The sequence below is a fragment of the Actinocrinis sp. genome, assembly GCF_035946395.1.
Taxonomy (GTDB): Bacteria; Actinomycetota; Actinomycetes; order Streptomycetales; family Catenulisporaceae; genus Actinocrinis.
In genome coordinates this window covers 26564-49779 of the sequence record NZ_DASYZI010000140.1, presented here as the reverse complement: position 1 = coordinate 49779, position 23216 = coordinate 26564, and the positions used below count along the sequence as shown (strand labels likewise).

Here is a 23216-nt window from a genome sequence, read left to right as displayed (position 1 = left end):
TCCTCTCGTCGCGTTCCTGCCGTCCGGCTCAGCCTTGGTTGTTGCCCTTGCCGACCCGGACGGTCTTGCTCGACCTGGTGTCCAGGGCCATCTCGTCCGCGTCGTTGACGCGCGCCTTCAGGCGCACCGTACCGGTCGCCGGGTCCTCGACGTCGACCACCTTGCGCAGCAGCTTCGTCGTCTCCTCGTTGCCCGACTCGCTCGCGAGCTGGACGGCCCGGCCGAGCTTCGCGGTGGCCGTGTCGAAGTCGCCGTTCTTGCGCGCCTCCAGGCCCTCCTGGATCGCGTCGGCCAGCTCGGCCTGCCCGGTGTAGTGCGCGACCTGCCGGTTGAGCTTCGTGGACAGCGCCGCGTCGTCGGTCCACACCGCGCGCACCAGGCCCTGGCCGAGGACCTCGGCCTGCCCGGAGGAGTCGATCGACACCAGCGAGGCGCGGCCGGCCAGCATCTCGTCGCCCACCGATCCGGCGCGCACCGCGACGCAGACGTGGTAGTCGCGCGACTCGGCGCCCCACGCGCCGGTCGGGTAGTCACCGGCCAGCGGGCCGGTCTGTAGGCGCTTGCCGGTCAGGTCCGCCACGCTCGGCGCGACCTGCTTGACGAACTTGACCGATGCGCCCTGCGGGGACCACAGGCGCAGCCGCACGTCCGCGACCGCCTTGCCCATCGCGCCCTCGACCATCTGCCGGAAGTCGGCGGCCAGGCCGCTCGGGTCGGCCACGATGTCCACCGTGCCGAGCAGCCCCGCGGCGATCCGGCGCAGCTCGGCGACGACCCAGTCGGTGCCGACGCCCCGGCAGTCGCAGGTGAACCGGCCCTCGCAGCGGGCGATGGCCTGGTCGAGGTCGGACGGGCTCTCGTGCTCGTCCTTGCCGTCGGTGAGCAGGATCGCGTGCCTGATCGCGTCCTCGTGCCCGGTGAACAGCCGGTCGGCCATCGCGAGCCACTGGCCGATCGCGGTGCCGCCACCGGAGGTGAGCCGGTCCACGGCGGCCTTCGCGGCGGCGCGGGTGGAGGCGTCGGCGGGCACCAGGTACTCGGTGTTGGGGAACACCATCCGGGCCACGTGCGTCCCGGCCACCACGGCGAACGGCACGCCCTCGCGGATCGCGTCGATCGCCGCCTTCGTGGCCTGCCGCGCGGCGGACATCTTCGTCGACGGGTAGTCCATCGAGCCGGAGCAGTCCACCATGATGACCTGGGCGGCGCGGGCGTTGGACGGTCCGGCGGTGGAGCCGGAGGAGGTCACCGTGACGATCGCGTTGACCTCGTTCGCGCCTTCGGGCAGGTATTCGTTCTGGTAGACGCTGACGCTGAACTGCGGCAGGCCGGTGCTCACTGTTCGATCACCTCAGGACTCTAACTCGGACTCGGACGGCTCTGCGGGCGGGTCGGGCGGGTAGACGGCCAGCACTGCGGTGATGTTGTCCTGGCCGCCGCCGTCGAGGGCCACCGTGGTGAGCGCGGCGGCCTTGGCAAGCAGTTCGTGGTGACCCGCGGCCAGCCGGGCCAGCTCGTCGGCGTCCCAGACGTAGTTCCACAGCCCGTCGCTGCACGCCAGCACCAGGCCGGGGCCGTCCGGGAGGAGCTCGTGCACGTGCGCCGGCTCGGGCGGGGCGTCCGGGCCGAGCCAGCGCAGGATCGCGTGCGCGTGCGGGGCCTTGTACGCCTCGGCCTCCTCGACCGCTCCCCCGGCGATCAGCTGCCCGGCCCAGGTGTCGTCCTCGGTCAGCCGGCGCGAGCTCCCGCCGTCGGCGGCCAGCCAGTAGACCCGGCTGTCGCCGACCCAGCCCACCGTGACCAGGCCGGGTTCGACCACGGCGGTGACGATGGTGCACGACGGCGCGGTGGAGCGGTCCGGATAGTCGTCGGCCAGGGCGCTGACGGCGACCTGCGCGGCGTCGATCGCGGCGGTGACGGCCGCGGCGGCGCTCTCGCCCCGGCGCAGCGCGTGCACCACGTGCTCCAGCGACGTGTCCACGCCGATCTGCGAGGCGAGCTGCGGCTCGGCTGAGGTCGACACGCCGTCGCAGACCACGATGACGCTCGCCGTCCGGCCCGAGTCCGCGCCGATCACGGCGAAGGCCATCGCGTCCTCGTTGCGGCTGTGCCGCAGCCCGCGGTCGGTCACGCCGGCCACGGTGCCGAGGTCCCGCTCGATCCGGTCGCGCGACGAGGGGGCGAGCCGGCCGCAGTTGTCGCAGTACCCGTCGGTGAACGCGGTCCCGGCGCAGTCCGGGCACGGTGCCTGCGCGGCGTCGGGCGGCGCGGCCCGGCGCACCATCAGGTCGGCGCCGCACTCCTCGCAGTACCCGTCCCCGGGCAGCACCTCGGCGCCGCAGGACGGACAGGCGAGCCCGGACGCCAGGCCCGGAAGGTCCAGCTCGATGGTCGGCGCCTCGGCCGGGTCGCCCGCCGGGGCGGATTCGTCGCTGTCGGTCATGCCGGGGTCCGTTCGCACCGGGGTCGGTTCATGCTGCGTCCGTTCATACCAGAGTCCTGGGACGCAGCGAGTTGGCCCGGTCCACCAGGTCGATCCGGCTGCGGCGGTCGGGTGCCATCCGGGCGCGCGCCCGGAACGAGCGTTCCAGCGCCAGGCGCACGTCCCGCTCGGTCAGGTCGGAGTCGAAGACCCGGCCCTGCGAGAAGTTGCGGGTCGTGGCCGATGCCGGCGGGTGCGCGTCGATCCAGTCCAGCGCGCCGAGCAGCACCTTGCACACCATCGACTCGTGCGCCTCGCCGTCCAGGTGGAGCGCCTGCACCCGCAGGCTCAGCTCGTTCAGCTCCGCCGGGGCGACCCAGTCGGCGAAGCCGGGGGACCGCAGCCGGGTGGTGATCGACTGGACCTCGGCGGCGGTGCGGTGGATCGACGACTCGGGCACCTGGCCGAGCACCTCCACCGCGCCCGCGTGGTCGTTCTGCGCTATGCGCAGCCGGGCGAGGGCGAACGCCGCGGTCGCGTACGAGCGGTCCACCGTCCAGACCAGCCGGTAGTAGAGCGCCGCCTGCTGCTCGCGCCCGGCCAGCTCCGCCGCCGCGGCCAGGGCGAGCTTCGGCGCCAGCTCGCCGGGCAACTCGTCGTAGCAGGCGTCGAAGTGCGCCTGCGCCTTCTCCGGCTCGCCCCGGGTCAACTCGACCAGGCCGCGGTACCACACCACCCGCCAGTCGTAGGGGTCCTGCCGCTTGAGCAGGTCGAGCCACTGCTCGGCCTGCCCGAGTTCGCGCTCCTCGATCCCGGCCCGCACCAGCCGGTAGTAGACCTCGGTCGAGGGGTTCGGCAGGCTTTTCAGGGCATTGATGATCTGGCGGGGCGCGCCGCCGAGGGTGGCCAGGGTGCCCGCGTTCGGGTCGCCGGAGTCGACGGTCGGGATCGGCAGCGCGTCGGCGAACTGCGTGACGGACGGCAGTTCCAGGTCCGTGCCCACGGCCAGCCGCTCGCCGGTGAAGAGGGTCGAGACGGCCGGGCGCGGCTGTCCGTCGCCGAGGGCGAGCACCTCGCGCAGCACCCCGGTCAGCTGCCCGGCCATCTCGCCCGCGGTGGAGAAGCGGCGCTCCCGGCGCGCGTGCGTGGCCCGGCGCAGCGCGCGGTCGAAGGACTCGTACTCGGCCAGCAGCGGCACCGTGCCGCGCTTCGGCAGCGTGGTGACGAAGGTGGAGGTGTAACCCTTGAAGTCGAAGGAGAGCACGGCCATCATCCGGCCGACGGTGAACAGGTCGGACTCGACCGAGGGGCCGTCCTGCGCGATCTCGGGCGCCTGGTAGCCGACGGTGCCGTAGACCGCGGAGTCCTCGTCGTCGAAGGCGCGCACCGCGCCCATGTCGATCAGCTTGAGCTGCTCCTCGGACTGGATGACGTTGTCCGGCTTGAAGTCGCAGTACAGCAGGCCGATCGAGTGCAGGTAGCCGAAGGCGGGCAGGATCTCCACCGCGTAGGCCAGCACCTGTTCCAGCGGCAGCGGCGCACCGCCGTGCTCGTTCTTGTAGTCCAGCGCGATCTGCTTGAGCGACTTGCCGCCGACGTACTCCATCACGATGTAGTCGTCGCCGAGGTGCCGCACGAAGTTGTAGATCTTGACCACGTTCGGGTGCTCGACCTCGGCGAGAAACTGCCGCTCGGCGACCGCCGCGGCCATCGCGTCCTCGTCCCCGGTGTCCAGCAGGCCCTTGAGAGCGACCCAGCGGCCCGAGACGTTGTTGTCCCGGGCCAGGTAGATCCAGCCGAGACCGCCGTGGGCCAGACAGCCGAGCACCTCGTACTGGCCGCCGATCAGGTCGCCCGCGGACAGCTTGGGGCTGAAGTCGTAGCCGTTGCCGCACTTGGCGCAGTACCCGCTGGAGCGCCCCGGGCGGCCCTGGCGCGAGCGGCCGACCTGCTCGCCGCACTTCGAGCAGTACCGCTTGTGCTCGGGCACCTGCGGGTCGGAGAGCACGGCCTCGCTCGGGTCGCGGTACTCGACCTGCGGGATCTCGACCAGGCCGAGCCCGAGGCCGCCGCGCCCGGTGGACCGGGCGCCCCGGCTCGAACCGCTGCGCGAGGTGCCGGTGCGCGCGGAGACGGCGGATCCGCGGGTGCGCCCGGTGGAGGTCCGGCCGGTCGACGAGGTGCCGCGGACCGAGCCGGTGCGCGCGGAGGCCGTGCCGGACGCGCCCGGAGAACCGCCCGCCGCCGCCATGCCGCACGTGTCGCAGTACCCGTCCTCGATGGTTCCGCCGCAGCCGGGCCGCGTGCAGCGCGCCGGGCCGGAGGCGACGGCCTGCGCACCGGCGCCCGTCCCGCTCCTCTGTGCGAGCCCGCAGGTGTCGCAGTACCCGTCCACGATCGTGCCGTCACAGCCCGGACGGCCGCACTTGACCCCGCTCATCCCTGGACCCCTCCCCCTCGGCCTGGCTGATTCAACGCCAGCACGGCTTTCTGGTACGCGGACAGCGCCCTGGTGGACGCCGCCAGATCGCACGGCCTGGACCACAGCAGGTCGCGCGCCGCCTGGTACAGCGCTTCGAGCCGCGGTTGTTCCGCAGCCCCCGATCTTGCCGCGCGCACCCGGTACGCCGCCAGTCTTCCGCGCAGTTCCTCGCGTCTTTCAAGCAGGCCCGCCATCGCGCCGTGCACCCGGCTCGCGGCGGCCAGCGCCTCGTCCAGCGCGGCTTCGAGCGCGCCGGCCTCCTCGGACAGCCGCCGCCACAGGGCGCGGTCGCGCAGGTCGCCGAGAGCGGCCAGCCGGGCTCTTAGCGCAGGGGCCTGATTGGTGGGCGCGGGCAGCGTGCCGACCAGGATCTTCTCCCGCGCAGCGGCCTCGGCGACGCGCTGCGCGTCCTCCAGGTCCGCGATCCGGTCGATCAGCCGGGCCAGCTGTCCGGCCCGGCGTTCGAAGTCGGCGCGCAGGTCGGCCGCCCCGGTCACGGTCGCGGCAACCGATTCGAGGTCCTCGCGGACGCGGGCCAGCCGCTGCGGGAAGCCGGAGTTCGGCGCGGCCAGGCCGATCGGGTCGGCGTAGACCTCGCGGCGCAGCTTGGTGTACTCGTCGCCGATCCCGGCGACCGCGGTGGCCAGGGTCCGGTCGCCGATCTCCCGCACCACGCCGATGACGTCCCGCAGCCGCTGCTGCACCGGGTCGGCCTGCTCGAACAGCCGGTTCCAGGTGGACTCCGCCGCGGTGACGAAGTCGGCGGCCAGCTGGAAGTCGCTGTTCATCTGCTTCAGCGTCTCGGCGAGCGTCGCCTGCTCGGTGACGATGCTCGGGCCGAGCAGCGTGCGCTCGGATAGCGCGACCGCCTTGGTGGACAGCGTGATCGACTTGCCGCGCAGCAGTTCGGCGATGGCGTTCAGCTCCTCGGGCCGCGGCTTGGCGCGGCGGCCACGGATCTCGCCGGCCCGGTTGAGGACGTCCTGGAACGCGGTGTAGTTGTCCCACAGCCCCGCGATCCGGCCGGCGGCACGCTGCCAGCGCTGCGCGGTGACCCCGGTCAGCGCCGCGCTGTCGAGCAGCTTGTAACCGCTGTTGTCGGCCAGTTCGAGCAGCGCCTCGGAAACCCGCGCAGCATCCTGCCCGAGCCGCGCGAGCTCGGCGTCGACCGCCTCGCGCGTCGGCGGACCGTAAGCGGGGAAGGCCATCGCCACCACGTCAGCCAGCGTATTGCGCCCAGCGCTGCTGCGATGCAGTCGCCGTCGCACCGGTGTATGCAGCGCTGGAGTTTGTCCCGGTTCCGAGCCGGTAAAGACGGATCCGTGCCGCCGCTGTCAACCGCTCGTCCCCCATCCCGCCATGCCCCGCCGTCTCGGTGAGCGCCCCTCACCTTATATTCCCCGGGCGGGCCGGTCACACTTCGGCGAGCAGCGCGGGCAGGTCGGCGAGCGTGGTCAGCCGGAAGTCGGCCTTGGCGATCAGATCGCTGTCGTACGCGGCCATGTGGCCCCAGGGCCCGCGACGTATGTGCGCGGTGCGCAGGCCGGCGTCCCAGGCCGGCCGCAGGTCGTTGTCCAGCCGGTCGCCGACGTAGCAGATCCGTCCCGCCGTCGCGGTGGGGCGCAGGTCCTGGCAGACCTCGATGACCTTGCGGAAGAAGCGCGGGTCGGGCTTCGCCACGCCCCAGGTGTCCGAGGTGGTCACCAGGTCCACCGGCAGGTGCAGCGAGTCGAGGATGCGGTGCGAGCGCCCGGTCTGGTTCGCCGCGATGATCACGAGGTACCCGGCCTCCCGCAGGGCCGCCAGCGTCGGCCTGGCGTCCGGGTACAGGTCGTGCTCGCCGTAGCTCTCCGGCCGCCCGGCGGCGGCCCGCCGCCCGCGCTCCGCGTCCAGGTCGAAGCCCTCGCGGAAGTACTCGAACGCCTCGCGGTGGTCGCGGCCGGCGCCGACGACCGCGCCGAACACGGAGGAGAAGGTGTGCCGGGGCACGCCGAGCCAGTCGGCCCAGGCGTGGTACTCGAAGGTCTCGTCCAGCAGGGTCTCGCCGACGTCGAAGACCACGGCCTCGATCGTGCGGGAGCGGGCGACCGGGACTGCGAGGTGGGTGCGGGCGGGCGTGTGCACGGTCTGCTCTCCTGACGCTCGGCGCGCGCGAGCCATCAGCACGTGCGGACGCACGTGCACAGCCCGTTCGGGCGGCGATACTACTGGCCGCGCCCGCTGTCGACCCAGGACTGTTGATTAATTTTCACACTTTCGAGTTAACACCTGTGACGTAAGAGGCGATTGGGTCAGTGAATCAGCGCCAGTTGCACGATCTTCACTACGACGAGTATCGACGCGATCACGAGATAGCAGCGCAGCGCGCCCATGCCGATCCGGCGGCATGTCGACATCGTCGCCCGGCCGAGTTGCGCCAGCGGCGGCATCCGCCAGCCCTCGGCTCCGGAACGGTCGATCGGCTCGGCGGAACGAGCCGGTGGACGCGGCGGCCACGATCACCAGCCCGGCGGCGATCACCAGGGCGCCTTGGGCAGGCCCAGGTAGCCGACCGCGAGGATGATCCCGATGAACTCGGTGACCAGGGTCAGGGCATTGAGCAGGAAGAGGTCGACGATGCTGAACATGCCCCAGAAGCGGCCGAAGCGCTCGATGATGAGCTTGCCGTGCCCGACGCCGGTGACCGCGCCGAGCCACACCACCATCTCCTGATTGACGTACAGCACCGGGATCAGCAGCGGCAGCACCCACAGCAGCCGCGTGCCGTAGTCCTGGCCGGTCTGCCCGTACGTCGAGAAGGCGCCGGCGTCGTTGTCGCCGACCATGACGATCAGGCCGGGGCCGACGATCGCCAGCAGGGTCCTGAGCTTGGCCGAAAGCCCGCGGCGGGCCGCGGTGTCACCGAGCCTGATGGTGCCGAGCGCGCCGCGGATGTCGCCGACGTGCGCGTCGTCGAGCACTGCGGTTTTGGTGGTCGTGGTAATGGGGGTGGTGGTCGCGTCCGGGGCAATGACGAGGTCGGTCATGGTGGCGCGGTCCTTCCTCACGCCACGCACACGTCCGCGCCAGGGTGGATCTTGGCACGGGCGAGCACGTACGTGCGGTTGGGCGGTGTCCGGCTCAGCGGCTCGGCTCGCGGCGCACGCCGGAAACGGATGAGGGCGTGTGCGCGTAGACGGGTGCCGTTCTCACAGGGCCCGTACTATGGCCGGGACTACTGGGATCCATCATCGCCTCCCCTCGGCCAGTGCGCCGTGGCGCGCCACTGATATATGGGTTCTGCGAAACCCTGGGCGCCCACCGCGCTAGATCCGGCTCCGTACACCCATACGATGACTGACCAGGGACGGAATCCTCCCTCGTCAGGCCGCCGTCAAGATGCCGCGCCGGGTCACGGCTGGAAGCGGTATCCCATGCCGGACTCGGTCAGCAGCTGCTTGGGGTGCGAGGGCTCTGGCTCCAGCTTCTGCCGCAGCCGCGCCAGATAGAAGCGCAGATAATTGGTCTCCGACTGGTAGGCGGGTCCCCAGACCTGCTGGAGCAGCTGCCGGCCGGAGACCAGGCGGCCGGGATTGCGCACGAGTACCTCAAGCACCGCCCACTCGGTCTTGGTCAGGTGCACCTGTTCGGGTGTGTCCGCGGGCGCGCCGGGGCGGCGCTGCACGGTCTTGGCGGCCAGGTCCACGGTGTAGTGGCCGATCGTCACGGCCGGCTCGTCCGCCGCCTCCGACTCGCTGCGCCGGATCAGCGCCCGCAGACGCGCCAGGAGTTCGTCCATGGAGAAGGGCTTTGTGACGTAGTCGTCGGCGCCCGCGTCGAGCGCGTCCACCTTGTCGGCCGAGTCCGCGCGCCCGGAGAGCACCAGGATCGGGACCTTGGTCCAGCCGCGCAGGCCGGCGATCACGTCGGTGCCGTCCATGTCGGGCAGGCCGAGATCGAGCACGACCACGTCGGGCAGGTGGCGGCTCGCGGCGTCGAGCGCGCCCGCGCCGTCGGCGGCGAGCACGACCTCGTAGTGACGCGCCGCGAGGTTGATCCGCATCGCGCGCAGCAGCTGCGGCTCGTCGTCGACCACGAGAACGCGGACCATGCCGGCAACTCCTTGTCTTCGCCGCCGGTCGGCGCCGTCGTCGGGCCCGCCGCCGCGGTGATGACGACCATGGTCGCACCACGGCCCGGCGGGTCCCGGCAGCAGGGGCCGCCGCCACGCCACCGTGCCACCGCCCGAGCGCGCGGATTTTACCCGAGCGCCATCGAATCGGGCCTACCGAATCTTTCCGGTCATCGGGTTCTGAGTTAACGTCAGTCGCAGCCGTGCAAACGATTGAGGCGGCGACCCCGCCGTCCGCGTTTCGCGCTGCGCGACCCAGGGAGCACACCCATGCGTTTGAGCCGACACACCCACACCGGCCAACCGTCCGTATCCCCCGCGCGCCGATCAGCGAAGGCGACGCTGTCCGCCATGCTGATCGGTTCGTCCGTCCTGTTCGCCGCCGCGCCCGTCGCGGTGGCCGCCGCGCCCGTCGGGCTGGACTTCAACCCGCACACGGCCACGGCCCAGCTTCACTCCGGCGCCGCTTCCCACGTGAAGTTCGCCACCAGTTCCAACTGGGCCGGTTACGCCGCCCACTCCACCAAGTACACCTCGGTCACCTCGACGTGGGTCGAGCCGGGCGCGACCTGTGGTTCGGGCACGAGCTACGCGGCGTTCTGGACCGGCCTCGACGGCTACGCCAGTAACTCGGTCGAGCAGGACGGCACCCTCGTCCAGTGCTCCGGCGGCGTCGCGCAGCAGTTCGCCTGGTACGAGATGTACCCGGCCGCCCCGGTCTACTTCAACAACACCCTGTCCAAGGGCGACACCATCGTCTCCCGGGTCACCTCCACCTCCACCGGCGCGTTCACGCTGTACCTCGCCGACACCACCAAGGGCTGGAGCCACACGGTCAACCAGACCAACTCCTTGCTGGCCCGCTCCTCGGCCGAGGTGATCGCCGAGGCCCCGTCGTCGTCCACCGGCGTGCTGCCGCTGGCGAACTTCGGCACGGTCACCTTCAACAGCTGCGACGTGAACGGCGGCACCCTGGCCGCGTCCGGCCCCACGGCGATCACCATGGTGACCAGCACGGGCGCCACGAAGGTGTCGGTCAGCGCGATCTCCAGCAGCGGGACGTCGTTCTCGGCGACCTGGCACCACTCCTGAGAGCACGTGCCTGGACGGTGGCCAGTCGTGGCATGAGCCCACGAAATAAGCCCACTGAATGAGTTAACAACGAGTTCACACCCGGTGCGGCGGCACTCCCCGGCGATGCCGCCGCACCGGCGTCGAGACCATAGCGCACGGCGCCGGTCGGCGGCGGCAGATTTTCCCGATTCTTCAACAGAGAACACTGATGGCCGCTGCCGTTTGGCGCACAGATCATGCAAAACCCTGACATCGGGCCGGATCGAGCGGTTGCCGACGAAGGGCGAGTGCTGATTCAGGCGTCCTGGTGCCGGACGTACGCCGGACGCAGGTCCGAGTTGTCGTAGTAGCGGTGGAAGACCGCTGTCGCGCCGCCGGAGAGCGGCGGGACGATCCAGGTCCAGTCCGCGGGAACCGAGCGCCCGGCCCGCTCCTCGCGCTGGACGTGGTTGATGAAGCGGTGCGACTCGCTGTGGTGGTCCGCGATGGTGACGCCGGCGAGGTCGAAGGAGTGCAGCACGGCCAGGTTGAGCTCGACCAGCGCGCGGTCCCGCCACAGCGAGCGCTCGTCGGACACGTCGAGGCCGAGCCGCTTGGCGAGTTCGGGCAACAGGTCGTAGCGCGTCTCGTCGGCCAGGTTGCGGGCACCCACCTCAGTGCCCAGATACCAGCCGTTGAACGGCGCGGCGCGGTAGCAGAGCCCGCCGATCTCCAGGCACATGTCACTGACGGCGGGCACCGCGTGCCACCGCAGTGCGAGCTCGGCGAACCACGGCAGCCTGGGGTGGACGAGGTCGACCTCGTGGACCGCTTCCGGCGGCAGGGGGAACATAAGCGGTTCGGGCAGCGGCTCGTCCGCGTCGGACTCACCGCTGACGACCAGCGGCAGTATGTCGAACGCAGTGGGCTGCTCGACGCCCCAGCCGAGGGCCCGGGCCTGCATCGTGCGCGCGACGTTCATCGGGTCACCGAGCACCGCGCCGTCCGCGCGCAGATGGCCGGCGTACCGGATCAGCTGTTCGTTGTGGATGCGCGGGCCTCGACGCCGCGGAGTGTCCGGCGCGAAAACCGTGATGACCGGCCGGATGCGGCCGTGGTTGCCGGCCTCGCGCAGATGCACCGCGCACTCGGCGGCCACGCCCTCGGGCGTGCCGACGTGTCGACGGTCCCTGACACGCAGGGAACGCCAGTAGAGGCGGCCGATGCACCGGTTGGCGTTGCGCCAGGCGGCACGGGCGCCGAACTCCAGTTCTTCGCCAGTGTGTTCATACGTGCCGCGCCGATCGATCTCCGTACGCACCTCGGCCACGCGGCCGGCCAGACCGGGCCGCCCGGTCTCGGTGTGGAAGAGGGCGAGGAACTCCTCCGCCTCGTCCGGATCGACCGGGGCGGCCGAGTCGTGCCGCGGCGCGGGCACGGCGCCCGGCGGAAGCTGCCGCGCGGACTTCGCAGCGCCCGGATACACCGGGCAGCCGTCCATAGCAGAACCCCGGCCGGCAGTCTGGGACGTCAAAGACTTCAGGGCCATGACCACGAGTACGTCCCTCCGGACCGGAACTGTCGGTGATCCACCCGCTCACGTGCTGCAACCGGGCGGATCCGACTTGTGACGAGTAGCTACGTTGGCACGGTGCGGCCGTGGCGCGCTACCTTGATCAAGGGGTCTGCGACCGGCCTCGGACCGGACCTCGGGCGGACTTTGCGCAGTACGCTCAGGGCCTTACCGCCTCAAGGGCGTGCCTGGCCTCCTCCACCGGAGCCAGGACCCTGACAGGGGCGTTGACCGCGGCCAGCCCGCGCCGCACCGAGTCCACCCGGTCCAGGCCGGTCGCGTACCAGGCGCGGCGCAGCTGGGCGATGGCACCGCCGAGCAGCCTCGCCGACTCTTCCAACTCGCCCTGCTGCGCGCGTGCCTGCGCCAGGTCGGCGAGCACGATCGAGCGCTGCTTCACCCCCGTGGGGGGCAGCGTGCGCAGAGTGTGCTCCAGCGAGGCGGCGGCTTCGCCGTTGCGGCCGGTGCTCAGCTGGCAGTAGCCCTTGAATCCGGCGAGCCGCGAGGCGTCGTAGTAGTCGAGCCACTCCGGCTCGTCCCCGGCCAGACCGTCGCCGCCGACCGGCGACAGTTCGCCCTCCGCGCGCGCGATCAAGTCGTTCGCCGCCAAGCCGCCGCCGACGCGGGCCTCGATCTCGGATTCGACCGCGTACATCCACGAGCGCTGCACCGGGCCGACGGCGCCGCGCGCCTGCCGGTGCGCCTCGGCCATCAGGTCCCGTGCACGCCGCGCCTGGCCCGCGAAGGCCGGGGCGAACGCCAGGTGTGCCAGCACCGCGCCGATCAGCGCCCGGTCCGCCGACTCGCGGGCGGCGTCGAGCGCGACGGCGAAGTAGCCGTCGGCAAGTTGCGGCTGTTGCAGGTCGAAGAAGGCCAGCCGGGCTGCCAGCAGCGCGGTCTCGCCGACGGGGAGGGCGAGCCGGGCCCGCAGCGCCGGGGAGCCGGCGGCGTGCAGCAGGCCGAGGCCGAGTTCGGAGTGCGCGGCCACCGGGGCGAACATCGCCGAGGCGGCCACGCTCCAGTACAGCGCCCGATGCTGGGCCGTGATCACCGCGTATCCGGCCACCAGCGTGGGATCGACACTCGACGCGCTGGACGCGCCGGAGTCGCCGTTCGTGTATTCGGCCAGTCGGTACGCGGCGCCTGATTCGGCGAACGCGGGTGGGTCCGCCTGCGCCGGAGGCTGCGGGTACGTTGAAGCGCGCGCGGTTGTCGGCACAGCGGCGGCCAGCCCGCCGGAGCCGAGCGCCACCGCGCTGGTCATGAACTGTCGTCTCTTCACCGGGTCGTGCCTCTCGTGGTCGTCCTGCGGCGACCGAGTGACCCCTGCTCCCCCGCGCGTCACCGGACCGGGCCCGGCGGCCCAGACCCAATCGGCCGACGCCGGTTCGGCCGTCGCGCTCAAGCCCGGATCGAACGGACCGGCCACCTCCTCGCGCACCCACTGCGGCTGGAAGCCCATCCGCTCGATCGGCACACCGAACAGCGCTTCGAGCACCGCCTGGTACGCCGGGAGTGGCAGCGGCGGACTGTCGCTCTCCCACCGGCGCACCTGCCGCACCGACAACGACAGCGGGCGGCCGATCTGCCGTGAACGCGCCTCGAACGCAGACGCGAAGTCCGCCTGAGTCCAGAAGCGCCGCAGCCGCAGCTGCCGCAGCGCCTGGTTGCCCTGGCCGCCCTGATTCCCCTGACCCGCCGAGGCCCCGGGCTCGCCCGCACCCCCGGCTGCACCGCTCGCGCTCGGCGGCGGGGGGACGGACGGCCCGGGTATCCCGTGCGTCGTGTGGGACGAGGTGCGCGCATGACCCTGCCGTGGCGGCGTCGCCTGGGGCATCGCCCGGACTCCTTCCTGCGGCGTTCACGGTGCGCGTGCGCGGGATCAGCGCAGAGTGGCCCCGACTGAACCCGGGTTGTAACGTAGCCCGGATCAGGGAGCTGCGGGGGCGATTCCACTCGATCGTGCTACGGGACGTCCTGTGCGAGTCCTCATGTCACGATTCCAGCCATCGCACGTGGCACGGCCGATTCCGCGAGTTGCGCCAGGTACGGGGGAAACCCGACGAGACTCGCCGTCGAACATCCGCCGGTCCATCGGCGCGACTCGCCCAGAACGCGGGAACGATCGCGCCACTTCGGTCGTCTCAACGGCGAGGGGGAGGGAACAAGGCGTGGCGGCGCCAGGAACACCGGCGACGCCGCGTCCGTTGTAACGGACAGGACACACTCGGAGGGGATTGTGTTGGCGGACGACAACGACAGGGCTGGCGGTTCGGCGCGCGTGGGGAAGGCGGGCGTACGGGCGGAGAACCAGCAGGTGGCGCTGCTGCCGGAGCGGCGTTCGGCGCGCAACGCGGCGCGCATCCCCCCGGTCGCGCAACTGCGGCTGGGTTGGCAGGAACGGGCGGCCTGCCAGGGCTCCGACGCGCGGCTGTTCTTCGGGCCGGAGAAGGAGCGCATCCGTGACCGCGAGGCCCGGGAGGGCGCGGCGAAGCGCGTGTGCGCGAGCTGCCCGGTGCTGCGCGAGTGCCGGAACCACGCGCTCCAGACCCCGGAGCTGTTCGGCATCTGGGGCGGCCTGAGCGAGACGGACCGCGAGATCGGCTTCGGCCGCTCCTTCGGCCGCCGGATCCCCCGGCCACGCTCGATCGCGGCCTGAGGCAGGACAGGGAAAACAGGGACAGGGCAGGACAGGACAGGGGCAGGACAGGGGCACCGCAGACGAAGGCACCGGAGACGACGGGCAGCGGACGAGCGGGTGACGAGCAGCCGTCACTGGCGAGCAGCTGTCAGTGACGGGCAGCTGTCGGCGACAATCAGTCGCCGGTAACGAGCAACTGTGGGTGTGATCTGCCACGGATGGTGATCAGCCAAGGGGCGGCGACACGGGCTTGCTAGGCGAGACGAGCTTGCGGCGTGGCGGCACGGCACTCGCTTGGCGGATGGCGCGCGCTCGCGGGGCAACACACCCCCACGAGACAGCGACAAAATCCGCCCACGAGAAAACACCGGCTCGGGAGACAACACAGGCCCACGACACAGTGCCACCTCACAACGCAACCTCGCGAGACAGCACCAACTCGCGAGACAGCACAGGCTGGCGAGGCAACAAGGCTCGTTTCAAATGTGCCGGGGCAAGGGCGCCGTCCAGAGGTTTCGAATCCATATGATCCGATAATCCGCATGTCAGCCTGTATATAAATTCATATCAGCGGTCGATGGTCCACCAGACGGCGGTGTCCGGAGGCAGGACCACGACCGCTGCACTTTCTCCGGCCGACGCCGACGCGGACACCAGTGCAGACACGAACGCCGACTCTGATACCGACTCCGACGCCGACGCTGGCACCGGCACCGGCACCGGCACCGAAACCGAGACTGACTCCGGCACGAGTACGGGCGCTGACTCCGACGTCGGCACTGGCATCGGCTCCGGCGCTGGCTGGCGGATCGGTCCGCTGGCTAGCAGGACCGTGCCGGGAGCCGGCAGTCGCACGGCTGCGTCTTCGTCCCCGGTGTTCACCGTGCACACGAAGCGTGGTTCGCGGGAGAAGACCAGCGTGCCGTCCGGCGAGTCCGTCCATTCCAGGTTGCCGTCGCCGAGCGCCGGGTGCTCACGGCGCAGCCGTAGCGCCTCGCGGTAGAGCCCGAGCATCGAGCCGGGGTCATGCCACTGCGCCTCGACGGTGAGTTCGGCCCAGTGAGCCGGGGCGGGCAGCCAGCCGTCGACGATGTTGAGCGGCGTGAAGCTGAAGGGCGGGGCCGATCCGCTCCACGGCAACGGCACCCGGCAGCCGTCCCGCCCGCGCTCACCATCCGTCGAGCGGAGGCGTTGTGGGTCCTGCAACAGCTCTGTCGGCAGGTCTAGGACCTCCTCCAGGCCCAGTTCCTCGCCCTGGTACACGTACGCCGAGCCCGGCAGCGCGAGCATCAGCAGCGCGGCGGCACGCGCCCGACGCACTCCGGCCGGTCCCCCGCCGTACCGGGTAACGTGCCGTTGCACGTCGTGGTTGGAGAGCACCCAGGTCGAGGGCGCGCCGACCAGCCCGGCAGTGCGCAACGACCGGTCGATGACGGCGCGCAACGCCTCGGCGTCCCAGGGCGTGGTCAGGTAGTGGAAGTTGAACGCCTGATGCAACTCGTCAGGCCGCACATATGCGGCCAGCCGTTCGAGCGATGGCGCCCAGGCCTCGGCCACCGCGATCCGTCCGCCGGGATAGCCGTCAAGAATGCGCCGCCAGGAGCGGTGGATATCGTGCACGTCGTCTTGGTCGAAGTACGGGAGCACCGCGCTGCCGAGCATGGTGAGCTGGCCGGTGCGGCCGACGTCGAGCAGGTCGGGGTGCTTGATCATGCCGTGCGCCACGTCCACCCGGAAGCCGTCCACGCCCCGGTCGAGCCAGAACCCGAGGATCTGCTCGAACTGGGCGCGCACCGCCGGATCCCGCCAGTTCAGGTCCGGCTGCGAGGAGTCGAACAGGTGCAGGTACCAGTCACCGGGCGTGCCGTCGTGGTCGAGCGTGCGAGTCCAGGCCGGACCGCCGAACACCGACTCCCAGTCGTTCGGCGGCAACTCGCCGCGCTCGCCCTTCCCGGGCCGGAAGATGTACCGGTCACGGGCCGCTGCGTCCCGCCCGGCCGCGAGCGCCTCGGCGAACCAGCGATGCCGGTCCGAGGAGTGGTTCGGCACCAGGTCCACGATGACGCGCAGGCCGACGCCGTGCGCCTCGGCGACGAGAGCGTCGAAGTCGCCGAGCGTGCCGAACAGCGGATCGACCGCGCAGTAGTCGGCCACGTCGTAGCCGCCGTCCGCCATCGGCGAGGGGTAGAACGGCGTGATCCATACCGCGTCCACGCCGAGCTCGCGCAGGTACGGCAGCCGGGTGCGGATGCCGAGCAGGTCACCGACCCCGTCACCGTTCCCGTCGGCGAACGAGCGGACGTAGACCTGGTAGATCACCGCGTCGCGCCACCAGGGTCGTGGTTCGTCGGCGGGCGGCGCCGACTGGGCCGGAACCGTCGTGGCGGAAGCGGCGCCGGACGAAGTGACGGTGCCAGGTGAAGTGGCACTGTTGGAAGAAACAGTGCTGGAAGAAGCAGTGGCGGAGGCGCACTCGGGGCCGGTCACGGTCATGAATTCCCTGCGTCTCGTGTCGTTGCTTGCAATGATCCGACTTTATTCGACGCTCCCCGGGAGGTTGGCGAGGCATGACCGAGAACGACTCCGAGCGGCCGAACGAGCACGGGATGCTCGACGTCGGCGACGGCAACCGCGTGTACTGGGAGGCCTGGGGCAATCCCAGCGGTAAACCGGTGCTCAAGGTGCACGGCGGCCCCGGCAGCGGGTTCGCGCCCGGACGGCCGTCGGGGTGGGATCTGGAGCGCTGCCGCGTCATCGTCTTCGATCAGCGCGGCTGCGGACGCAGCACCCCGCACACGAGCGACCCGGCGACGGACATGAGCGTGAACACGACGGAGCATCTGCTCGCGGACATGGAACTGTTGCGCACGCACCTGGGTGTCGAGCGCTGGCTGCTGAACGGCGGCTCGTGGGGCTCGACGCTGATCCTCGCGTACGCCGAGCGGCACCCGGAGCGCGTTTCGGAGATCATCATCACGGCCGTCACGACCACGCGCCGCTCGGAGGTCGACTGGCTCTACCGGGGCGTCGGCCGGTTCTTTCCCGAGGCGTGGGACCGCTTCCGTGCGGGCGTGCCGGAGGCCGAGCGGGGCGGCGACCTCGTGGCCGCGTACGCGCGGCTAATGGAGCACCCGGATCCCGACACGCGCGCCAAAGCGGCGAACAGCTGGCTCGCCTGGGAGGACGCAGTCATCTCGGCAGAGCCGAACGGCAAGCCGAACGCGTACAGCGACCGCCCCGACACCGCGAAACTCGCGTTCGTGCGCATCTGCGCGCACTACTTCTCGCACGCCGCGTGGCTGGAAGAGGGCGTGCTGCTGCGCAACGCCGACCGCCTCGCGGGCATCCCCGGGCTGCTGGTGCACGGCCGCCTCGACATGGGCAGCCCGATCGGCACCGCCTGGGAACTGGCTCAGGCGTGGCCGGACGCCCGTCTCGTCGTCGTCGAGGACTCCGGCCACACCGGGAGCACGACGATGGCCCGCGTGCTCGAAGAAGCACTCGCCGACTTCGCGAGAAGGTGACGAAGGTGACGCAACCGGCATAGCCCCTGCGAGTTACCGCGAGTTACCGCAGCGCGGCGCGGCCCGCCTGACGCAGCATCAGTTCGGTCAGGTCGGACGCAGGGACGCTGTTGGCCGGGTCGTAGACGGCGGGCTCGCCCTCCGGGATCCAGTGCAGGCGCGCCGCGACGGCCACGGCGCGGGCCAGTTCGACCACTTCAGGGCGGTCCAGTGCGGCGGCGTCGAGCGACGGGCAGCCGCCCTGGTCGTCGAGCGTACGGTCGTGGCCGAGGTCGACGAGGGCGCCGACCCGGCCCGCGATCAGGTCGTGCCAGCTCTCCGGCAGGGAGCTGCCGCCGCGACGGCGTACGCCACGACGGTCGGTGATCGCGACCACGATGCGGTCTGCGGGCAGGCGGACTTCCGCGATGCATGTCAGGGCGTCGATGGTGCGCTGAAGCGACGCCTCACCGGTGTCGGTCACCCAGACGGCGGCGGTGTTGAGGAACGGTGTCGCGAACCACGATCCGATCGTGGAGAGCGGCCCGCCGACCGTCTGCGCGGCCAAGCGCGCGCCTTCGAGCGCGTCGCCGTCCACGACCGCCACGCGCAGCGACGGCAGGACCGGCAGCCACCAGCGCGGGCCGGGATCGCCGCCGAGGTAGGACCCTGACGCCGGCCCGGTGTCGGTGAGCACCCACAGCGGGCTGTGCGTGGCCACGGCGAGGTGTGACGTCGCCGCGTCGGTGAGCTCCGCCAGGTCGGCATCCGCGCCGGCCGCCGAACCCCGGTATCCGGCGAGCGTGCCGGTGCCCGAGGACGCCGGGGTCGTCACCCATGCGGGCCACGGCGTGTGGCCGCGTGCGGCGCAGTCGAGCACGGCGCTCCCGCGCGTGTCGCCGAGCGCGCCGACGGTGTGCCGGTGCAGGGTGGCGGCGAGCAGCGCGGCGACCGTCGTGCGGCCGACGCCGCCGCTGCCGGACAGGACGGGCACCACGAGCCGCCGGTCGGGCGGCAGCACCAACGCGCCGCCCGCCGGGCCGCCGGCGGGCGGGTTCGCCCTAGCGGAACTGACCACAGCGGCTCCTCAGGCTTCTCATTCTCATCAGGCCCCTCATGCGCGCAGGCCCTGGAGTCCTTCGAAGAGCTCTGTCACGACGGCGCTGGTGCTCGGGTGCAGGTCGGTCTCGCCGTGGCGGTACCACGCGCGCACCTTGAGGTCGGCGATGACGTCGTGCAGCCGCTCCCGGTCGCCCTGCGCCGCGATGCCGCGGATCTTGATCTGCACCAGCCGCTCGTCGTCGGGGGCGCCGAGCAGGCCCTTCTCCGCAGCCCACTGCGCGCCGGCGGCGTCGCCGCGGGCGAGCCGCTGCGCCGCCAGGCGGTACGCGGCGTCGGCGATGACGGCGGGGACCTCGGTCTCCTGCGTGCCGAATCCGAGCCAGGAGTACCGGCCCGCCGGCCGATCGGCCAGCAGTTCGCCGCGCACCAGGTGAAGCGCGCGGACGAGAGCCGCCTCGGCTGCGTCCCAGTGTGCTGCACCGTCGGCCAAGCGCCCTGCGTCCCGGTAGGCGGCCTGGAACTCCTCCCAGTCGGCGCGCACGTCGTCGGTCAGGCGCACCAGCCCGTCCTGAGCGACGGTCAGGCGCGGGCCGTCGACGCCCTCGCCGAGCCAGTCGCGCATGTCACGCAGCATCCGGTCGCGCGCCGCCGGGGTGATTCCGCGCGGCCACAGCGCGCGGGCGAACACCGGCGCCGGCAGCCCGGCGCGGTGGAACAGCAGCAGCACCAGCGCCTCGGTGAACAGCGGTCCACGCGCCGCGTCGGCCGGGCCGACGCCGGTCAGCTCGACGGGCCCGAGGATGCGCGCGCGTACTCCCACCGGCTGATCGGCCAGGTCTGCGCCGCCGAACGCCTCCGCGTCGGCGGGCCGGAACGCGGGCGCGTAGCGCGGCGCGGCGGCAACGCGGAAGAGGGCGCCGAGTGCGGCGGCCAGCGCGTCGGGCAGCCGGGCGGCTGTCAGGTCGCCGGGGACGCCGGGAACGCGCAGCCTGCCGACCGGGTCCACGGTCAGAACGGTGAAGTCGGGCCACGGTTGCTCCGTGCCGACCAGCGCCGCGGTGCTGCCGTCCGCCCCAGCCGTCAGGACCCTGAGCCGGTCGGCATCCTCCGGCGCGACGCTCTCCGCGATCAGCAGGCGGACCAGGTGCGGGCTGGTGGCGGCGGCCTGCTCCTCAAGGGCGCCGAGCGCCGCGGGCAGGTCGGGATGCACGCGCAGCCGCTCCGGCGCGAGCAGGGCGAGTTCTGCGGGCAGGCCGACCGCCTCGATCCGGATCTGGTCGGCCCACGGCGCGGCGGCCAGGGTCGCCGCGGCGGCGGCCAGCACGGCACGGCGCTGCCGGCTGGGTCCGGTGACGGCGGTGCAGCGGCCGGCGGAGGCCTCCAGGTTGACCAGGATCTGCTCCTCGCCGAGCGAGCCGACCGCGAGCAGCAGCGGATACGGCACGGCGTGGCGCGTCGGCTCGTCCGGGAGCGGCGCCTCGCTGTCGAAGCGCCACTGCTGGTCACCGGCGAGCACCGACCACGGCGCGGGGGCCCGCGTGTCCGGTCGGCCGAGCACGAGGTAGAGGCCGTCCGGGTCGGTGCGCACGTAACGCAGGTCCGGCGGCACTCGGCCCTCGACCTCGCACCCGCCGCGCAGCGCACGCATCGCCCGCTCGACCAAGTCGATGGTGTCGCAGGAGGCTGCGGCACGGATGGTGCGCTCGACCTCGGCGATGGCCGGGTCCGGCGGGGCGGCGATCGTCGCGGCCGGGTGGTCGCGGCGGCGGCGCCGGGCCGCGGCGGTCAGTCCGGCCAGCAGCGCGGCGGCGAGCACCGGCGACCCGATCAGCCCGACGTACGGCAGCACGTCGCTGATCGAATGCAGGACCGAGCCGTCCGAGGAGTGCGGTCCGGCCGGTTGCTCGTGCGGCAACGCGGGACGCGAGGCGACGGGGTGCGGGATGGCGCCCGAGCCAGGGGTCACGGTGGCCGGGTTCGTCCCGTTCTGCGAACCTGGCATCGCATAGGTCTTCGGCGCTTCACCGTCGCCGTTCGTCTGTGTGGCGGACGTGGTGGGATCGTGCACGGGCGTGGACTGGATCGGCGGCAGCGACGTTTGCGGCAACTGGGGCGAGGGTGTCGACGCGGAGGCGCTCGCGGGCAGCTGCACGCTGAGTCCCGGGCCCTGCGCGTCGGAGGGCAGCACGAGCACCCAGCCGGGCCGGATCAGGCTCGCGTGCTGAAGCTGCGTGCCGTCGGGCTGCAAGCGGCCGACGTTGAGGGCGAAGATCTCACGGTACCGGCGCCCGTCGCCGAGATAGCGCTGGGCGATATCCCAGAGGGAATCGTGGCGCCGCCCGCCCGGCGGCTCGACGACGTAGTACTTCAGGGTCGCCATCGCGGCGGCCTCTGTGTTCGTTGCAACCGTGTTCGTTGCAACCGTGTTCGAGGCGACGTGCGGGCCGGCTAAGTCGGTCAGGACGGCAGGCTGCCTGGTCTGCGCCTGCGCCACGGGTTGCGGTGTTCTGGCCAGGGGTCCGCTCGCCTGCTGCGGGAGGTGGGCCCGAACGCCGCCGACGTCGATGCTCACCGCGGCCACGGGGCGCGCGGACGCGGCAGTCACCGTGGCGCCCGCCACGGAAGCCGTCAACGCGACGGCGACGATCGCACGCGCCGCGGTCCGGCTCAGCGCCGCGCCGGGTATCCGCGTAGGTATTTCGATCCCTGTCAGCGCGGAGCGGAACTCCACGATCACGCTGGCGGCGAACTGCGCCCACAGCAGCCAGATCACGAACATCGCGACGCGGAACAGCGTGTGCGCCGTCCAAGGCCGGTGCGGCAGGCCGAGCGGGACGTGTACGCCGCTCAGCGGCCAGCCGATGAGGTACGCGAGGCCGAGCGGGACGCCGAGGACGAGAACCGCGAGCAGGACCCAGGCCGCGAGCGCGGCGAGGATCGACCGTTCCGACCGCTTGGCCGATCGGTCCGGCACACGCATCGTCCTCCCCCTACACGAGCGAGGGCTGCTGGCGGCGGCGGAGCCGACGTGCCGCCTGCTCCCCCTGGGACACGGACTTTCCCGGGCCCGGCGGCGGCCGATACCGGCCATCGCAGAGCACCGATCCGCAAGTTACCAGCGCTACGCTGGGCAGACAAGACGTCAGCCGAGCGTGACCTCGGCGCGACCCGGCGCGGCAGGTCGCCTGCGAGGTGCCCCGAGGCTGTGCGACACTGCGCACGTGGCGCCACAAACTCGCTCATCGTGCCTCGGCGGCCGCTCGGGCGGGGCACCATGAACCCGCAGACCCAGCACCGGGACACGGTGGCCCGGCCCGCGGCCAGGTCCGCGATCACCCCGGGACCCGCACCCGGCGGTTTCACGCTGTGGATCCGGCGCCGGCGCACCCGTTCGCATCTGCTGCACCTGCCCAAGTGGACCGCCCGGCGCCCCGAGCCCTTCGGCATCGGCGGCCTGCACTGGCTTCCGGCGCCCACCGGCTCGCGAGACCCGGCGCTGTTCCTGCACGGCGGCGCGGGCACGATCCTGGCGGTCGCCGAGATCTCCCCCGCGGTGATGCGCGGTCCCGAGGCCGGGGATCTCGGCGCACGCCTCGGCGAGATGCTGGTCGCCGCCGGCTCCAGCCCGGTCCCGCTGACCCGGCTTCAGCTGCTGTGCCAGGTACCGGGTCCGGCGGGGCGTACCCGCGCGTACGCTGTCGCGGGGTTTGCGTACACGGCCGAACTGGTGAGCCAAGCGACCCGGTTCGCGCAGGGCGAGCGCGGGCTGACCGCGATCGCGGCGCAGGCGGCCGGTGAGGTCTTCGCCCGGCTGAGCGCGAACGGCACCGGCGGCGCGCGGCTGGGCCCGCTGGTGCCGCTGGACCGCAACGCGGTGACCGCGCTGCTCGGCGCGCTCATCCTGCCCGGCCGCGGCGCGATAGGCCCGCGCCCCGGCGAGAACGCGTGGCAGCCGACCGAGGTGGACGCCACCGCGCCCCGGTCGGTGGCGATCACCGGGCTGGTCGGCCCGCGGCAGCTGTCCAGCTGGTGGCACGCCACCAGCTGGGTCAAGCGCTGGCCGCGCGGCGTCGGCGGCCTCGACGCGGCCGCGTGCTCGGCCTTCCTGCCGCCCGGGGTGAGCGGCGCGACCTCGGTGGTGGTGGGCATGGCCGGCCCGCCGCAGGATCGCGGCCCGGCCATCGCCGGTTATGTGACGGTCTCCGGGCACGACGCGGCCGAGGTCGAACTCGCCCGGGTCGCGACGCACGCCGCGGCGGAGGAGCGGGACGGATTCGTCGAGTTCTGCGACCGGCGGCATCATCTGGCCTTCGCGCACACCCTGCCCCTGGCGACCGGGTTACGCGCGTCCGCACCGGTGCACTGAGGC

At 72.2% G+C, this 23216-nt stretch carries 16 protein-coding genes and 1 pseudogene; 4 read left to right on the top strand and 13 right to left on the bottom strand.

Going from position 1 to position 23216, the window contains the following annotated elements:
* Positions 1–28 precede the first annotated feature (28 nt).
* From VGS97_RS08865 to VGS97_RS08830, 8 genes and pseudogenes are all read right to left on the bottom strand, one after another.
* Positions 29–1339: a VWA domain-containing protein gene (locus tag VGS97_RS08865; protein WP_326852809.1), complete on the bottom strand. Its 1311-nt coding sequence runs from the start codon at positions 1337–1339 to the stop codon at positions 29–31.
* Between the two features lie 12 nt (positions 1340–1351).
* Positions 1352–2443, bottom strand: a complete 1092-nt coding sequence (locus VGS97_RS08860) for a protein phosphatase 2C domain-containing protein (RefSeq protein ID WP_326852808.1) — start codon at positions 2441–2443, stop codon at positions 1352–1354.
* A 43-nt stretch (positions 2444–2486) separates the two neighbouring features.
* The gene (locus VGS97_RS08855) at positions 2487–4862 is read right to left on the bottom strand and encodes a serine/threonine-protein kinase (protein ID WP_326852807.1); all 2376 of its coding nucleotides are present in this window, start codon (positions 4860–4862) and stop codon (positions 2487–2489) included.
* Positions 4859–6121 carry a hypothetical protein gene (locus tag VGS97_RS08850; RefSeq protein WP_326852806.1) on the bottom strand — a complete coding sequence of 421 codons (1263 nt, stop codon included), beginning with the start codon at positions 6119–6121 and terminating at the stop codon, positions 4859–4861. The genes VGS97_RS08855 and VGS97_RS08850 overlap by 4 nt, the downstream gene beginning before the upstream one ends.
* 196 nt (positions 6122–6317) lie before the next feature.
* Complete coding sequence (locus VGS97_RS08845; protein WP_326852805.1) at positions 6318–7028, bottom strand: HAD family hydrolase; 711 nt, start codon at positions 7026–7028, stop codon at positions 6318–6320.
* A 167-nt stretch (positions 7029–7195) separates the two neighbouring features.
* Positions 7196–7333, bottom strand: coding sequence for a hypothetical protein (locus VGS97_RS08840; RefSeq protein WP_326852803.1), 138 nt, complete (start codon positions 7331–7333; stop codon positions 7196–7198).
* 25 nt (positions 7334–7358) lie between these two features.
* Positions 7359–7930, bottom strand: a pseudogene (locus tag VGS97_RS08835) (divalent metal cation transporter); the annotation flags it as partial.
* A 365-nt stretch (positions 7931–8295) separates the two neighbouring features.
* Positions 8296–8994 carry a response regulator gene (locus tag VGS97_RS08830; protein WP_326852800.1) on the bottom strand — a complete coding sequence of 233 codons (699 nt, stop codon included), beginning with the start codon at positions 8992–8994 and terminating at the stop codon, positions 8296–8298.
* Positions 8995–9285: 291 nt separating this feature from the next.
* Here VGS97_RS08830 and VGS97_RS08825 point away from each other — a divergent pair, with 291 nt between their 5' ends.
* Entirely contained in the window at positions 9286–10107 is an 822-nt protein-coding gene (locus tag VGS97_RS08825) for a G1 family glutamic endopeptidase (protein WP_326852799.1), read from the top strand.
* A 277-nt stretch (positions 10108–10384) separates the two neighbouring features.
* On the opposite strand, the gene VGS97_RS08820 is transcribed toward VGS97_RS08825, so the two are convergent.
* Both VGS97_RS08820 and VGS97_RS08815 read right to left on the bottom strand, forming a co-directional pair.
* Positions 10385–11569: a nitric oxide synthase oxygenase gene (locus tag VGS97_RS08820; RefSeq protein ID WP_414641668.1), complete on the bottom strand. Its 1185-nt coding sequence runs from the start codon at positions 11567–11569 to the stop codon at positions 10385–10387.
* Between the two features lie 232 nt (positions 11570–11801).
* Positions 11802–13478: a hypothetical protein gene (locus tag VGS97_RS08815; RefSeq protein ID WP_326852797.1), complete on the bottom strand. Its 1677-nt coding sequence runs from the start codon at positions 13476–13478 to the stop codon at positions 11802–11804.
* Between the two features lie 405 nt (positions 13479–13883).
* Between VGS97_RS08815 and VGS97_RS08810 the strand changes: the two genes are divergently transcribed.
* Positions 13884–14300: a WhiB family transcriptional regulator gene (locus VGS97_RS08810; protein ID WP_349262053.1), complete on the top strand. Its 417-nt coding sequence runs from the start codon at positions 13884–13886 to the stop codon at positions 14298–14300.
* A gap of 549 nt (positions 14301–14849) precedes the next feature.
* Here VGS97_RS08810 and VGS97_RS08805 read toward each other — a convergent pair.
* The gene (locus VGS97_RS08805; protein ID WP_326852795.1) at positions 14850–16775 is read right to left on the bottom strand and encodes a glycoside hydrolase family 13 protein; all 1926 of its coding nucleotides are present in this window, start codon (positions 16773–16775) and stop codon (positions 14850–14852) included.
* 74 nt (positions 16776–16849) lie between these two features.
* Here VGS97_RS08805 and pip point away from each other — a divergent pair, with 74 nt between their 5' ends.
* Positions 16850–17806, top strand: coding sequence for a prolyl aminopeptidase (gene pip / locus VGS97_RS08800; protein WP_326852794.1), 957 nt, complete (start codon positions 16850–16852; stop codon positions 17804–17806).
* Between the two features lie 43 nt (positions 17807–17849).
* Here the strand turns inward: pip and VGS97_RS08795 are convergent, their stop codons facing one another.
* Together VGS97_RS08795 and VGS97_RS08790 are read right to left on the bottom strand one after the other, a co-directional pair.
* Positions 17850–18863 carry a hypothetical protein gene (locus VGS97_RS08795; RefSeq protein WP_326852793.1) on the bottom strand — a complete coding sequence of 338 codons (1014 nt, stop codon included), beginning with the start codon at positions 18861–18863 and terminating at the stop codon, positions 17850–17852.
* A gap of 36 nt (positions 18864–18899) precedes the next feature.
* The gene (locus VGS97_RS08790) at positions 18900–21821 is read right to left on the bottom strand and encodes a hypothetical protein (protein ID WP_326852791.1); all 2922 of its coding nucleotides are present in this window, start codon (positions 21819–21821) and stop codon (positions 18900–18902) included.
* Between the two features lie 300 nt (positions 21822–22121).
* Between VGS97_RS08790 and VGS97_RS08785 the strand changes: the two genes are divergently transcribed.
* On the top strand, positions 22122–23213 hold the full coding sequence (locus tag VGS97_RS08785) for a hypothetical protein (protein WP_326852790.1): 1092 nt from the start codon (positions 22122–22124) through the stop codon (positions 23211–23213).
* Positions 23214–23216: the final 3 nt, after the last annotated feature.